Consider the following 13,616-nt stretch of genomic DNA (forward strand, 5'->3'; position numbering starts at 1 on the left):
TCCGAAGCCATGTTGGTATCTACGTATTATGCAAAGCTGACAATCACATGCTGCCACCCGTCAGGCCAGATGCCGTGCAGACCATGCCGTCGTGATTCGGGTGCTGTCGATCTCAGATCGTGGAAGGCCGGCCCCCAAGGACGACCCGCTACACCGGGGCAACCCCCGTGCAGGATATCCGCCGCTATGGCTGCTCCGCGCATTCGCACTCCCACAACCGGGAAGCCGGACGCCCCCGTATAATTATGAACCCAAGTTCATAATTATACCCGCATCCACGTCAAGCAGGGAAAGCATTCTGTCCGCCAGCAAACGCGCGTTCCGGCGCATCTTGCAGCATGAGCATGATCCAGGCCGCCGCATCGGAGAGCCGCTGGGCAAGAGGAAAATCGGGGACCAGATGCCATTTGTGAATCATGCCAATGAAGACCGCCGTCGCGATCTCCGCAATGGCGTGCAGATCCGGCCCCTCACCGCTTGGACGTTCGCGGCCATCGTCCAGCAACTCCTCGAAGCTTTCGGTCAGTCGTTCAATCCGCCCCATGATGCCCGCTTCGTTCCAACGCAACCACGAGTAGCCGACCAGAGGCTGCAACCGGTAGGCATCGTTTTCCATCAGGCGGCCGGTTTCGGAAAAGGCCATGACCAGACGTTTCTCCACGTCCGCGGTGGAGGCACGGCATTCTTCCATACGGGCATAGAAATGTTCGTGCATTTCCATCACCAGATGGTCGAGTATCTCGCCCTTTCCCGTAAAGTAGTTGAACAGGGTGGTACGCGATACGTCGGCTTCGCTGGCGATGTCATCCATCGTCATGCCGCTCACACCTTCGCGCGCGAACCCTTCGCGGGCCGCGCGGAGAATGGCGTTCCGCGTCCGCTCCTTGTTGAGCTCACGCCGGGACAGTAATTTGGTCATTGGGCGTTCCGGGCCAAAAGTAACATGTCCGCCCCTTTAGCCAGTTGTCATGGAAATGACCATTGGCACATCGCAATCTGTCACAGGATCGTGGCCGCCTCTGTCACCTCAACCGGAAGCACACAAAACCCTGCCTGCTCCGGAGATCGCGCGACAAGCCCCATTCTGACCAGCCCATTCTGACCAGCTGGCCTGGCCACCCGGTCAGGAACGGTCCCTCCGAGCTATTCGGCAGCCAGAGGGAAGCGCGGATCTTCGCTGTAAGGGGTGCTGTCCCCCCAATAACCCGGCGGCGGCGCATCAGTGATCCCGTATTCCTCGCGGATTTCCTCGACCGAAACGTCAACTAGTTCGCGCCACGGAAGCATCATCAACGGGAACTTCCAGTTGCGACCCTGCGCATAACCGCGCTCTTCCGCCTCGATCTGAATGGGGACCGCCTGCGGATAGTAGAGGTTGCTCTTCATCAAGCTTTTCGCCTTCAGATAGTTGGATACGCGGTTGATATAGGCCGCCAGTTCGGGCCGGAAATATTTGTAGGCCGCGCGGATATTCGCAGCGATCAGCGCCAGTTCCCCGCCGTTGTTGGGACCGAACCCAGTGACCATATGTTCCAGATCATGCGTCAGCGCGCGTTCCTTGAGATAATAGGTATAATCGCTGTCGACCTTCATCCCCTGAAAGAACACATCCATGTTGTAACCGCTGTTCGCGATGAAATCGTGGATCATGTGGCCGAGCGTGCCAGGCTTGCAATGCGCCACATCCTCAGCCTTGAAGTCTGAAAGCAGCTTGCGATCCAGCCAGTTGCGAAATTCGGGCAAGCGCTGCTTTTCTTCTTCGAACAGGCGCATGATCGCCGGCATGTCTTCCAGATCGTGCAGAATCTGGGCCACTTCAGGAATAAATGCCGTATTCGGCATGTCCGGGCCGTTCCGGCGCAGCATTTCCTGCGCCATCAGCGAACGCAAGGTCGGATGATTGAGATAGGGCGACGAACTGACGAGGACGGAGCTTTGGGTTTCGTAACGCCGAACCGCACCGTTGAAATATTCATAATCCGCTTTGGAAACTTCAACCATCACACCTCTCCGCTATTATTATTGAGTCCATAGTGCGCCGCCCGCATCAAATAGCAAGATGTAGTCGCACCATGGATATGGCCATTCTGTTTTCCGTCAGGGCCATATCACCGCCGCACCAACGCGCACCCGCGATGCATGGCCCTTTCGCGTTAGGCGAAAGCATACGGAACAGGTGCACCGACAACGCCATCGCCCCTTGCACGCGCAAGCATCGCGAACGGATGCGACCAGAAATACCGCAAAATTTCGCGAATCCTTCGCAAACGGATATTTTTCGATCATGCCGGAACGGAATTGCATATTAACGGTTCGTGAGTACGACGCACGAAGCTGAGCATACGCAGCCGCGGCCAGAGGCGGGCTCCTCCGGTTCGGCTGACATTGCAAGGGATTACAAATGGGGCGCTCCGCATGACAAAACTCGATAAGGCGGGTGGCCCACTCATTCTTGTCGTCGAAGACGAAATTCTCATTCGCATGGTCATGGCCGATGATCTGCGCCTTGCCGGCTTTCAGGTTCTCGAAGCGATCAACGGCGAAGAGGCGCTGGCATTATTTACCGCCAATCCGCATATCTGCTTGATCCTCAGCGATATTCGGGTTCCCGGATCGATCGACGGCGTGCAGTTCGCCACGCTGGTCAAACAACAACGCCCCGACCTGCCGGTCGTTCTCGTATCCGCGCATCTGCCCGACGGCCGGGAAAGCGTCGCGGACCATTTCTTCCGCAAACCTTACGATCAGAAGGCTGTGATCAATCTGGTAAGGGATCTGTCTTCCGCCGACCACCTGCCGGATCATAACCGCGACGCTTTGTAACCGCTTCAACCAGCACTCTCGCGCGCGGATTGCCCCATCCCCGAAGTTCCATGAACCCACGGCATCACTGCAACATGCGGGTGCGGAGCTTTTCCAGATCGGCATCGGTAAAACCGAGCTTTTGCCGCAAATACCCTTCCGAACCGCCATACTGCCTATCGAGATACGCAAAGAACTGCGCCAGATGCGATTGCCCGCTCGGCGTATAGAGCGGCTCGGCCTTGGCCGGGCCCTTGGCACGGCTCGCGGCGTAGTACTGGACCATCGGGTTATGCGGATAATCCGCCGGATTGATCGGCGGCATCTCGAATTCCACCCGCCGCAAAGCCGTGGACCGATGGTAATCCGCGAGAATAGTTTCGCGGTCGACGCCAAGCACATCATAGAGCAGCGCGGTGGCGACGCCCGTACGATCCTGCCCTGCGGAACAATGATAAACGATCGCCCCCTCGTCTGCGAGCAGACGCTTGAACAGGGTGCGGAACTGCGGGACGAGCAGTTCCTCGATCCCGGCATAGGTATTTTCACCATTGCCCGCGGCCATTTTTGCGAACAGCGGCTTCATCGAATAGTCATTCGAAAGGAACAGCGCCCCGGTCCGGTCATCGAGGAGATCAGGAGCGACTTCACGTTCCTCCAGCGAACGCAAATCCAGCACCGAACCGATATCGAGTTGCCCAAGCAGAGCGTAATCTGCGTCGGTCAGCATCGGCATGGCCCCGGAACGAAATGCCTGCCCCCACCGGACAACCTTGCCGTCCTTCGTGATATACCCTCCGACATCGCGGAAGTTGCTGCCCTGTTCCAGCGGGAGAACTCGTTCCGCCACGACCAGCGGAGCACCTTTGCCGCGCTGCACGATCACGTAATCGCGCTGCGATGCGGGCAGCGACAGCGCAACACGCTGCGCCGTGCTCTTGCGCGCGACCAACGTGTCATGACGGTCGAGTATGCGATCCCTGCTCAGCCATATGGTCGCCGGTGCGGCATCTTCCAGAATGAGAACCGCGCTCTGCGCGTCCTTTCTTTCGATGCGTGCTGGTTCGGCGGCGATGGCCTGACCCGCAAGACACAGCGCAACTGCGCACAACGAAGTCGACTTCAGAACAGTTTTGATCATGGCATACCTCTCCTTCGCCGCAGCCCACGGCTGCCGACCGGCCTCTTGGCTTCGGTCTCGGGACGAATCACCCTACAGGCATAAGCGAGAGCGCAGCACTTCGCCAAGACACCTGAATACCAAGGATGTTTCAGATATTCGCGGGAGTGCCGCCGTCCGGTATACTGAGCATGGAAAGAAGCCGCGAAAACCCGCCACGGCGCGCCAGCACATCGGCCAGCGTATAGCGATCCAGCACCGCGAGAAACGCAAGCAAGGCTTCATCCAGCACGCCCGTAAGACCACACGCGGGCGCGATCAGGCAACTGCCGCAATCGACCAGTTCGAAGCCATCTTCGGTATGACGGATGAGTGCGCCGACATTGATCGCTTCCGCGGGCCGGGCCAGCCGAATCCCGCCGTTGCGCCCGCGCACGCTGTGCAGATAATCGGCATTCACCAGATCGTTCACCACCTTCATCAGGTGGTTCTGCGAGATCGCATAGACCTGTGCGATTTCCGCGATCGAGCACAGCCGATCGGGGTGCGTGCCGAGATAGAGCAGCACTCGCATTGCATAGTCGGTGTAGCGCGTCAGCCGCAATTTTCTGCGCCTCCATTAAATCATGCATACCTATTGCATGATTTACCCTCGCAGTATAGATGCATCAATAATACATGTTTAGGAGTCGCGGTGATGGGCGATTTGCAGATCGACGAACACGGACTGAGGGAACTGGTGGAAACGTTCTACAGCCGCGTCCGGGCGGATGAGGAACTGGGCCCGATTTTCAATCAGGCCGTTCACGACTGGCCCGAACATCTCGACCGGCTGACCGACTTCTGGTCGTCCGTGATGCTGACAAGCGGGCGCTATAAAGGGCAACCCGTGCCCGCGCATCGCAAGCATCAGGATCGCATTACGCCCGCCCTGTTCGCTCGCTGGCTGGGTCTGTGGGCGCGTACCACCGATGACCTGATGCAGCCGGAAGCCGCAGCAGCCCTGCAGGCCAAGGCGGCACGTATTGCCGAAAGCCTGCAACTCGCCCTGTTCTTCCGGATCGGACGATCATCTGCTGCTGCGCCACCAGGACAGTCCCGATCAGGGTGCCCGATCGCGACGGGAGCAGCGGCATGAACGGCCCTGCCCCCTATCGTTCCACCCCGGTCTTCGATCAGGACACCCTGCCCATCGCCCTGCGCGAACGCCACACCACCAAAGCCAATGTCTGGGGGGTGATCCGCGTGCTGGAAGGACAGTTGCAACTGACCATGCTGGAACCTGCTGCCGACATCATCCTCGAACCGGGAAATCCCGGCGTGATCCAGCCGCAGCAACCCCATTTCGTGACACCGCTCGGCCTCATGAAAATGCAGGTCGATTTCTACGACCAGCCGCCCTGCGGCTGACAACATCACACCAAACCACAATCCAATTTTCCATCAGATTCTAAACTCGCAGGAGAAAACAATAATGTCGCAACCACTGAGCGCGCAGACGATTGCCCTTGTCAAAGCCACGGTTCCCGCACTCGAAGCGCATGGCCTTGATATCGTCGGCGAAATGTACAGCCGGATGTTCCGCGATCCCGGCATCCGCGATCTGTTCAACCAGTCACATCATGGCGACAGTGGCTCGCAACCCCGCGCCCTGACGGCCGCTATCCTTGCCTATGCCAGCAATATCGACAATCTTGGCGCACTGGCACCTGCGGTGGAACGTATCGCGCAAAAGCACGTCGGCCTGCAGATCCTCCCCGAACACTATCCCCACGTGGCGAATGCCTTGCTTGGTGCAATCCAGCATGTGCTGGGCGATGCCGCAACGGACGAAATTCTGGCGGCCTGGGGCGAGGCATACTGGTTCCTCGCCAATATTCTGATCGCGCGCGAAGGGCGCATTTATGACGAACAGCAGACCGCGCCGGGCGGCTGGAACGGCTGGCGTGATTTTCGCGTGGACGCCGTCATCCGTGAAAGCAGCGTCATCACCTCGTTCATTCTCAAACCAGTCGATGGCCAGCCAGTAATCGCCAACAAAGCAGGCCAGTACCTGACGTTCTGGTTCGAAATCCCCGGTCACCCGCCGATCAAGCGCAACTATTCGATTTCGAACGCTGCCAATGGCGAATATTATCGCATTTCGGTCAAGCGCGAACCGCACGGGTTGGCATCGGGCTGGCTTCATGACGAGGCGGCACAAGGCACGATCCTGAAAGTGGCGCCGCCCGCAGGCGAATTCTTCCTGGCAGACAATCCGGAACGGCCCGTCGTCCTGCTGTCGGGTGGTGTGGGGCTGACACCGATGGTGGCGATGCTGGAAACGATCGCAGCCCAACATCCCGATCTGCCCACCATTTACGTGCATGGCACGCATGACCGCGATACCCACGCCATGCGCCAGCATGTGCGCGACACGGCGGCACAAGGCGCGCGGATCACGGTTGCAGATTTTCACCAGACACCGCTCGCCGGGGAGGCAGCCGGTATCGATTACGATCATGCCGGGCTGATTACAGAACAATGGCTGCTGGCCAACACGCCCATAGCAGAAGCCGATTACTACATCTGCGGCCCGCGCCCGTTCCTTCGGGCATCGGTCGCGGCCTTGTCGCTGTCGGGTGTGCCGTCGGATCGCATCCATTACGAATTCTTCGGACCGGCTGACGAACTGCTGGCTGCCTGAGGATACCCATGGTGGACGACTTCACTCTTGCCCGTGTCATCCATGTCCTGGCCGTTCTGTTCTGGATCGGCGGGGTGGCATTCGTGACACTGATCGTGATGCCGTCCACCCGCGCCTCCCACGCCGCGGAAGATCGCCTCGCCGCGTTCCACGGTGTGGAGGGGCGGTTTGCCCCGCAAGCACGGCTCTGGGTCTTGCTTGCCGGGGCCAGTGGTTTGTGGATGACATGGCGTGCCGATCTCTGGAGCCGGTTCGCCGATCTCCATTTCTGGTGGATGCACGCCATGGTCGTCCTGTGGGCAATATTTGCCGCCATGCTGTTCGTTGTGGAGCCGCTGTTCCTGCATCGGCGTATGGCGGCGTCGCCCGATCCATCGCGTGATTATGCCCGGATGGAACGCATGCACCGGGTTCTGCTGGCACTGTCGGTCGTCACCACGATCGGGGCAGTTGGCGGCAGCCACGGATTGTTCTAGCGGGCAGGATAGTTTCCACCGCCACGGAAAGCCCATGTTCCCGTTCGATCATATATCCCGACTGGCACCAGCCGGCAGGCTGGACGGCCTTCGCGCCTGTCTGGGGGCGCTGTGCGGCATTACCGTGACCGCGCTGGTCGGTTACCTGTGGTTGGGCGACAAGAGCGCGTTGCCCGCCCTGATCGCCCCGATGGGGGCCTCCGCCGTGCTCGCCTTTGCCGTACCGGCCAGCCCGCTGGCGCAACCTTGGTCAATCCTGGGCGGCAATGTGATTTCCGCACTGGTCGGGGTGGCCTGCGCGATGGTCGCCCCTTCCCCCCTGATCGCTGCACCTTTCACGGTCGCACTGGCGATCACGATCATGAGCGCGTGCCGATGCCTGCACCCCCCGGGTGGCGCCGTGGCCCTGACCGCGGTTCTCGGCGGCCCGGCCATCGCCAAGGCAGGCCTCGCTTTCGCGTTCATTCCCGTAGGGCTTAACTCGGCCATTCTGGTGATGATGGCACTGCTGTTCAACAATGCCACCCGACACCGCTATCCCCATCGCGCGACCCCGCCGCCAGTCAACCAGCATGGCACGCAGGACCCTCCGCCCCAAGATCGTGCTGGCTTTACCAGCGCCGATCTCGATGCGGTGCTGGCCCATTACGACGAACTGCTCGATGTCAGCCGCGATGATCTCGACGTCCTGTTTCGCGAAGTGGAAACCCGTGCGCACCAACGCCTGCATCGCGCCTTGCGGTGTGCCGACATCATGTCGCGGGACGTCATCGTTACCCATCCCGACGAAGGTGTCGGTCAGGCGCGCGACCGGCTTCTGACGCGCAGACTGGCAGCCATGCCCGTGGTTGATGCCGACGGGCGGGCGGTCGGGATCGTGGAACACGCGCAATTGCTGGCCGGCAACGGCAAGCTGGTTGGCGAGGTAATGAACAAGGCCCCCTATCAGGTCGTAGCCGATTGTCCGATTGACGAACTGCTACCCGCCTTGTCGGCAGGCATACATCACGAAGCCCTTATCCTAGGGCCAGACAATCGCCTCGTCGGAATGATCACGCAGACCGATCTTCTGGCCGCGTTATGGCGCAGCCACGTTGCCGAACAGGTCGCCAGTGCCAACGGTTCGCCGTGATCGCGCTGCGACAAGCGCAACGCACGACTAGCTGGAAAAATTGGCGATGACATCGAGAAAGGCCCGCCCGTAAACTTCGCGTTTGCGTGTGCCGATCCCGGCAATCTGACCCAGATCACGGTCGCTGCGCGGGCGCTGTGCGGCCATATCGCGCAGGGTGCTGTCATGAAAGATGACATAAGGCGGCACCCCTGCCTCCTTCGCCAGATCGCGGCGCAGCGCGCGCAACGCATCGAACAGCGGATCGCCCACCGGATTGGTTTCCGCATTGCTGCGCTTGCCCCGGCGTGTGCGTGCCGGTGGCAGGACAAGGGAAACCGTTTCCTCACCACGCAGGAACTGCCGTGCCGCCGGGCCAAGCGCCAAACCGCCATGCGCGTTCGTGTCCAGCGCATCGCGCACCATCAGCGCCCTTGCCACCGGCTTGACCAGCGCCGTTTCATCGCCCGCAACAATACCGAAAACCGACAGGGCATCATGCCCGCGCGCCACGATCCGATCATCTGACTTGCCCGTCAGCACGGCTTCGATATGCCCCAGGCCGTAACTCTGACCCGTGCGATAGACTGCGGACAGCAGCTTCTGCGCGGTCTGCGTGGCATCGACGCAGGCGGGCGGCGCAAGGCAGTTGTCGCAGTTTCCGCACTGATCAGGCGGACTTTCTCCGAAATGGCGCAGCAACACCGCCCGGCGGCATCCCCCGGTTTCCACCAACGCGCCCAGTGCGGCAATGCGCGTACGCTCTCCGGCCTGACGCGCGGCTTCGACCTCGCCGATGCGTTGGCGCGCGCGCACGAAATCTTCCGGCCCCCACAGCAGCGTGGCCACAGCCGGATCACCATCGCGCCCCGCCCGGCCGCTTTCCTGGTAATAGCCTTCGATCGACTTCGGCAGCCCGGCATGGGCAACGAAGCGCACATCGGGTTTGTCGATCCCCATGCCGAACGCCACGGTCGCGACCATCACCATATCTTCGCTGGCAAGAAACGCCGCCTGATTACCCGCACGGACCGCCGGATCGAGACCTGCGTGATAAGGCAGGACCGGGCGCCCCTTGCCCCCCAGCGATTCCGCCAGCTTTTCCGCCAGCGCACGGGTCTGGACATAAATGATGCCCGGCCCCGGATTGGTTGCCAGAATCTCGGCAAGCTGACGGCCCATCCCATCGCGGGGTTTTACGGCATAGCGGATATTGGGCCGGTCGAATCCCGACACGATCAGCCCCTCGTTGGGCAGGCCGAGCTGGGTCAGGATATCCGCACGCGTATGCGCATCGGCAGTTGCCGTCAGCGCCAGCCTGGGAACCAGCGGGAAAGCATCGAGAAGTGGGCGCAGCAAGCGATAATCCGGGCGGAAATCATGCCCCCATTCGGACACGCAATGCGCCTCGTCGATGGCGAACAGGCATATCCGGGATCGTTCGAGCAGAGCACGGAAGGCATCGGAACTGGCCCTTTCCGGCGCGACGTAGAGCAGGTCCAGTTCGCCCGCGATCAGCCGGTCCTGCGTTTCGCGCCAGTCGGCATCAACCGATGTCAGGCTGGCCGCGCGAATACCGAGCGCCCGGGCCGAACGCAGTTGATCGTGCATCAGGGCAATCAGCGGCGAAATGACGACGCAACAGCCCGGCAGGGCCACTGCTGGCAATTGATAGCAGAGCGATTTTCCCGCACCGGTCGGCATGATGGCGAGCGTCCCCAGCCCGTCCATCACACGCGTCACCACGCGTTCCTGCACCCCGCGAAAGGCCTCAAACCCGAATAAATCGTGGAGGATAGTGGCAGGATCGGAACGCATCGCACCCGGCTATAGGAAACCGGCACGCTGCCGCCTACCGCCTGCCGCGCGCTATCCCCCTTTTCCCGCATACCGGTTCAAACGAAAAATGGGGCAGCCGAAGCTGCCCCAGGAAGCGACCAGTGCTGTGATCGTGATGGCGGCGACCGATCGTTGTCAGCACGCACGCCCATCGCACTGGCCAGGTCAGAAATTAACGCCGAAATCGACGCCAAAGGTCCGTGGCACCTGAAAAGTGCCGATGACGTTGGTGGTCAGATTGCGCGCGAATTCGAGCTTCTGATTGTTGGTCAGATTCTGCACCCAGCCCGACACTTTCACTTTCGCCCCGCCCAGCGGCAGATCGACCAACGATACCCGGGCATTGACGTCGAACCGCGCCGGCAATGTCGTCAGATCCAGCGTCGCCGCGTTTCTGATCGGATCGGACAGGCGCTTGTCCTTGTAAAAGCCGTCGAGACGGAACGTGAGATGGCTGCCATTCGCAAATGCCGGTGCATCGTACTGCGCCCCCAGGCTCAGGGTGTTCTTGGGCGCGAGTGAGTTGACCGGTCCCTTGATCGGATCGGTCGCCAACTTCTGATTCAGATAACCGTAGCTCGCATTCAAAGTGATATTCGATGTCGGTTTGGCGGTCAGTTCCACTTCGAACCCGTTTTCATGCCCATAAGGGGACGAGAACAGGAACGTGCCGTTGACGGTATCGAAGCCCAGCGTCTGCACATTCTTGCGGCGCGAAATGAAATAGGCGGCGTTGATGCGCAGCCGGTTATCCAGCAGATCCGCCTTGATACCCGCTTCGTAGCTTTTCACCGTTTCCGGCTTGAAGACCTGGCCGCCCAGAACCCCGCCCGACAAATAGCCGGTGGCGAAGCGCAGATAGGCCCGCACATTGTTGTTCACAATATAAGTCGCCGTGGCATCGAAATCCCAATGGTCGAAACTGGCATTGGAAACCTTGGGATCGGCCGCGAACGGAATGATGCCCGCTGCCCGCACCACTTCACGCCGCTTGTCCTTGGTATAGCGGATACCGCCCGCCAGCTCGAAATGTTCTGCCTTGTACCCAAGGTGCGCATAGGCGGCCATGGACTTGTTGCGGATCGATACGTCCGCGCCCGAGAAATAATCGCTGGGCACCCCGAAGGCGTTGATCGTATTGCCGATGCCATTGCCCAGCGAAGGAATGATTTCCGGCAGGTGGGTCGGGAACATCGCGCCAATGAAGACGGGATTGTTGTCGCGCCCGGTTTCCCGGAAATAGAACGCGCCCAACACCCAGTCGAAATTGCCGCTCTTGCCGAGAACCTGCAGTTCCTGCGTGAACTGTTTCTGGTGGCGATCCTGAATCGAGGAGATGTTGGTGAACGGCAGCCCACCCAGATCATAGGCACCGCCGTCGATATCGTTGCCACCGACGGCTTCATCCATTTTCCGGAAGCCGGTGATGCTTTTCAGCGTAATCGCCTCATTGAGATCCAGCGCCGCAGTCAGGCTGTGCCCCTGGATCTTCAGATGGGACGGCGACGTCATGTCGAGCGCGACGGCCTTCTGCCGTTTGGTGCTGGGCGGGACATAGATGCTCGGCGCAGCAGTATAGAAGGGCGGATTGCCCACGCCCGCAACATACCCGGGATCGTAGCCGAGCAATTGCTGCGCCAATTGCGTGCTGACCTTGTCTGTATAGTCGAACTTGTAATCGACCTGCAGCGCACCGCCATCAATATGCACGGCAGCGGCAAAGGCATCGGTGTTTTCCGCACCGAAGCTCTTGGCCGATTTGATCGTGCCGAACGGTTCCACAAAATGGAATGTCCGGCCGGGCGTCAGATTCTTCACGTAGCCACGGTTTTCATCGTGCAGATAGGACAAGCGCACACTGACCGGCCCGAACGAGGGGAGGTTCACTGTGACCCCGCCTTTCCGGCGATCGAAATTACCGATCGTAGCATCCGCCTTGACGCTGAATTCACCCGAGGGGCGAGACGTGATGAAGTTGATCGCGCCACCCGTCGCATTGCGGCCAAACAATGTGCCCTGCGGCCCGCGCAACACTTCGACCCTTTCGATATCGGCCAGATCGAAAGCCGTCCCCGCCGGGCGACCGAGATAGACGCCATCGATATAGAGACCGATCCCGGCGTCCGCCTCGAACTTGAGCGAGCCTGTCGAAACACCGCGCAGGTAGTACTGCGGTGCGCTGGCAGACCCAAACTGACGCTGCACATCCAAATTGGGAACTGTCTTACCGATATCCCCAAAGCCCTGAATATTCAGCGCTTCCAATTGATCCGCATTGTAGCCGGTCACCGATACCGGAACTGTCTGGGCGCTTTCTTCCGTGCGCCGCGCAGTCACGACGATATCGCCGATTCCGGCCGATGCGGCACTGGTGCCCGACGTGTTTTGCGCCACTGCGATCTGCGGCACGGCTGTAGCCAGCATGGAGCCAGCCAAAACCACGAAACGAAAATTCATATCGCTCTCCCGAATATGGCGGCGGATTTCCTCCGCATCGTACCAACGCCTAAACTTACGACATTTGCACGATTCGCCAAACATATTTTCTACGTATATGTCATTTTACATCTATCATATTGACGCTTTGCGTAGTTTCCCGCAAATACCGTGGCATTGATGACGCAAAATCGCAGCACGCCGCGCATGGCTGGACTAAACGCGGGAGACTGCGCACCTTAGTGTCGAGCGGGTAGTGAGGGTTCGAAGGAGAGAGTTATGGATTTTCAGGGGAAAGCTGTGCTCGTCACCGGCGGCGCAAGCGGCATCGGCGCGGCCACGGTGCGTCTGTTCGCCGCCGCTGGCGCGCAAGTCGCGATTGCCGATCGCAATGCGCAAGCCGCGCAAGCGCTGGCGAAGGAGCTTCCGGGCGCGATCGCCTGCGGCGTGGACGTGATGAACCCCGACGATTGCCTGGCCATGGTCGATACCGTGCACAAGGCGTTCGGCAGGCTCGACTGTGCTTTCAACAACGCCGGAATTACCGAAATCGGACCGTTGAAGGGTGCCCCGGTGCCGGAAACGCACGATCTTCCGCTGGATGTGTGGCGTCAGGTTCTGGGCGTCGATCTGGACGGCGTGTTCTATTGCCTGCGGGCACAGTTGCCCCTGATGCTCGAGACTGGTGGCGGCGCCATCGTCAACACCACATCGTTGCAGGCCCACGTCAGCTATCCCCGTACTGCCGCCTATACGGCGGCGAAGCACGGGGTGTTTGGCCTGACCAAGACCATCGCCAAGGAATACGGCAATCGCAATATCCGCTGCAATGCCGTGTCACCGGGCGTAGTCGACACGCCTTTGACCAACACTGTGATCAATCAGCCCGAGTACAAGGATTCGCTGCTCAACACGATCCCGCTCGGCCGCTTTGCCGAACCGGAAGATGTGGCCAAGGCGGTCGTCTGGCTCTGTTCGGACGGCGCCGGTTATATCAACGGTACCGTACTGGTTGCAGATGGCGGTTACCTCGCCTGACACAGGGCGCGTGTGAAAAATCCGGGATCGCACTTGGCGACCCCGGATTTCTATTTTGCCCGGATTTCTATTCTGCATCGCGACAGCCCACGCCGGGCTGAATCGCGC

Annotated in this window: 13 protein-coding genes; 7 read left to right on the top strand and 6 right to left on the bottom strand. The window is 60.2% G+C overall.

Going from position 1 to position 13,616, the window contains the following annotated elements:
• Nucleotides 1–280 precede the first annotated feature (280 nt).
• Both EGO55_RS02685 and EGO55_RS02690 read right to left on the bottom strand, forming a co-directional pair.
• Nucleotides 281–919, bottom strand: coding sequence for a TetR/AcrR family transcriptional regulator (locus EGO55_RS02685; RefSeq protein WP_021689451.1), 639 nt, complete (start codon nt 917–919; stop codon nt 281–283).
• 224 nt (nt 920–1,143) lie between these two features.
• Nucleotides 1,144–2,001: a Coq4 family protein gene (locus tag EGO55_RS02690; protein ID WP_021689452.1), complete on the bottom strand. Its 858-nt coding sequence runs from the start codon at nt 1,999–2,001 to the stop codon at nt 1,144–1,146.
• Between the two features lie 414 nt (nt 2,002–2,415).
• Between EGO55_RS02690 and EGO55_RS02695 the strand changes: the two genes are divergently transcribed.
• Nucleotides 2,416–2,823 (top strand): response regulator, encoded by a 408-nt coding sequence (locus EGO55_RS02695; RefSeq protein WP_021689453.1) that lies wholly within the window; start codon nt 2,416–2,418, stop codon nt 2,821–2,823.
• Between the two features lie 64 nt (nt 2,824–2,887).
• Here the strand turns inward: EGO55_RS02695 and EGO55_RS02700 are convergent, their stop codons facing one another.
• Together EGO55_RS02700 and EGO55_RS02705 are read right to left on the bottom strand one after the other, a co-directional pair.
• Entirely contained in the window at nt 2,888–3,943 is a 1,056-nt protein-coding gene (locus EGO55_RS02700; protein ID WP_021689454.1) for a tyrosine-protein phosphatase, read from the bottom strand.
• A gap of 130 nt (nt 3,944–4,073) precedes the next feature.
• On the bottom strand, nt 4,074–4,526 hold the full coding sequence (locus tag EGO55_RS02705; protein WP_021689455.1) for an RrF2 family transcriptional regulator: 453 nt from the start codon (nt 4,524–4,526) through the stop codon (nt 4,074–4,076).
• A 93-nt stretch (nt 4,527–4,619) separates the two neighbouring features.
• Here EGO55_RS02705 and EGO55_RS02710 point away from each other — a divergent pair, with 93 nt between their 5' ends.
• From EGO55_RS02710 to EGO55_RS02730, 5 genes are all read left to right on the top strand, one after another.
• Nucleotides 4,620–5,060, top strand: coding sequence for a group III truncated hemoglobin (locus EGO55_RS02710; RefSeq protein ID WP_021689456.1), 441 nt, complete (start codon nt 4,620–4,622; stop codon nt 5,058–5,060).
• The gene (locus tag EGO55_RS02715) at nt 5,057–5,332 is read left to right on the top strand and encodes a TehB family protein (RefSeq protein WP_021689457.1); all 276 of its coding nucleotides are present in this window, start codon (nt 5,057–5,059) and stop codon (nt 5,330–5,332) included. The genes EGO55_RS02710 and EGO55_RS02715 overlap by 4 nt, the downstream gene beginning before the upstream one ends.
• A gap of 64 nt (nt 5,333–5,396) precedes the next feature.
• Nucleotides 5,397–6,608 carry an NO-inducible flavohemoprotein gene (gene hmpA / locus EGO55_RS02720; RefSeq protein ID WP_021689458.1) on the top strand — a complete coding sequence of 404 codons (1,212 nt, stop codon included), beginning with the start codon at nt 5,397–5,399 and terminating at the stop codon, nt 6,606–6,608.
• An 11-nt stretch (nt 6,609–6,619) separates the two neighbouring features.
• Nucleotides 6,620–7,084 (top strand): membrane protein, encoded by a 465-nt coding sequence (locus EGO55_RS02725; RefSeq protein ID WP_040715174.1) that lies wholly within the window; start codon nt 6,620–6,622, stop codon nt 7,082–7,084.
• Between the two features lie 34 nt (nt 7,085–7,118).
• Nucleotides 7,119–8,216, top strand: coding sequence for an HPP family protein (locus EGO55_RS02730; RefSeq protein WP_021689460.1), 1,098 nt, complete (start codon nt 7,119–7,121; stop codon nt 8,214–8,216).
• 27 nt (nt 8,217–8,243) lie between these two features.
• On the opposite strand, the gene recQ is transcribed toward EGO55_RS02730, so the two are convergent.
• Nucleotides 8,244–10,013: a DNA helicase RecQ gene (recQ, locus tag EGO55_RS02735; protein ID WP_021689461.1), complete on the bottom strand. Its 1,770-nt coding sequence runs from the start codon at nt 10,011–10,013 to the stop codon at nt 8,244–8,246.
• Nucleotides 10,014–10,199: 186 nt separating this feature from the next.
• On the bottom strand, nt 10,200–12,491 hold the full coding sequence (locus EGO55_RS02740; RefSeq protein WP_021689462.1) for a TonB-dependent receptor: 2,292 nt from the start codon (nt 12,489–12,491) through the stop codon (nt 10,200–10,202).
• A 258-nt stretch (nt 12,492–12,749) separates the two neighbouring features.
• Here EGO55_RS02740 and EGO55_RS02745 point away from each other — a divergent pair, with 258 nt between their 5' ends.
• Nucleotides 12,750–13,508 (top strand): SDR family NAD(P)-dependent oxidoreductase, encoded by a 759-nt coding sequence (locus tag EGO55_RS02745; RefSeq protein WP_021689463.1) that lies wholly within the window; start codon nt 12,750–12,752, stop codon nt 13,506–13,508.
• The last annotated feature ends 108 nt before the right edge of the window (nt 13,509–13,616 follow it).

It is taken from the genome of Caenibius tardaugens NBRC 16725 (assembly GCF_003860345.1).
In the GTDB taxonomy this organism is placed as follows: domain Bacteria; phylum Pseudomonadota; class Alphaproteobacteria; order Sphingomonadales; family Sphingomonadaceae; genus Caenibius; species Caenibius tardaugens.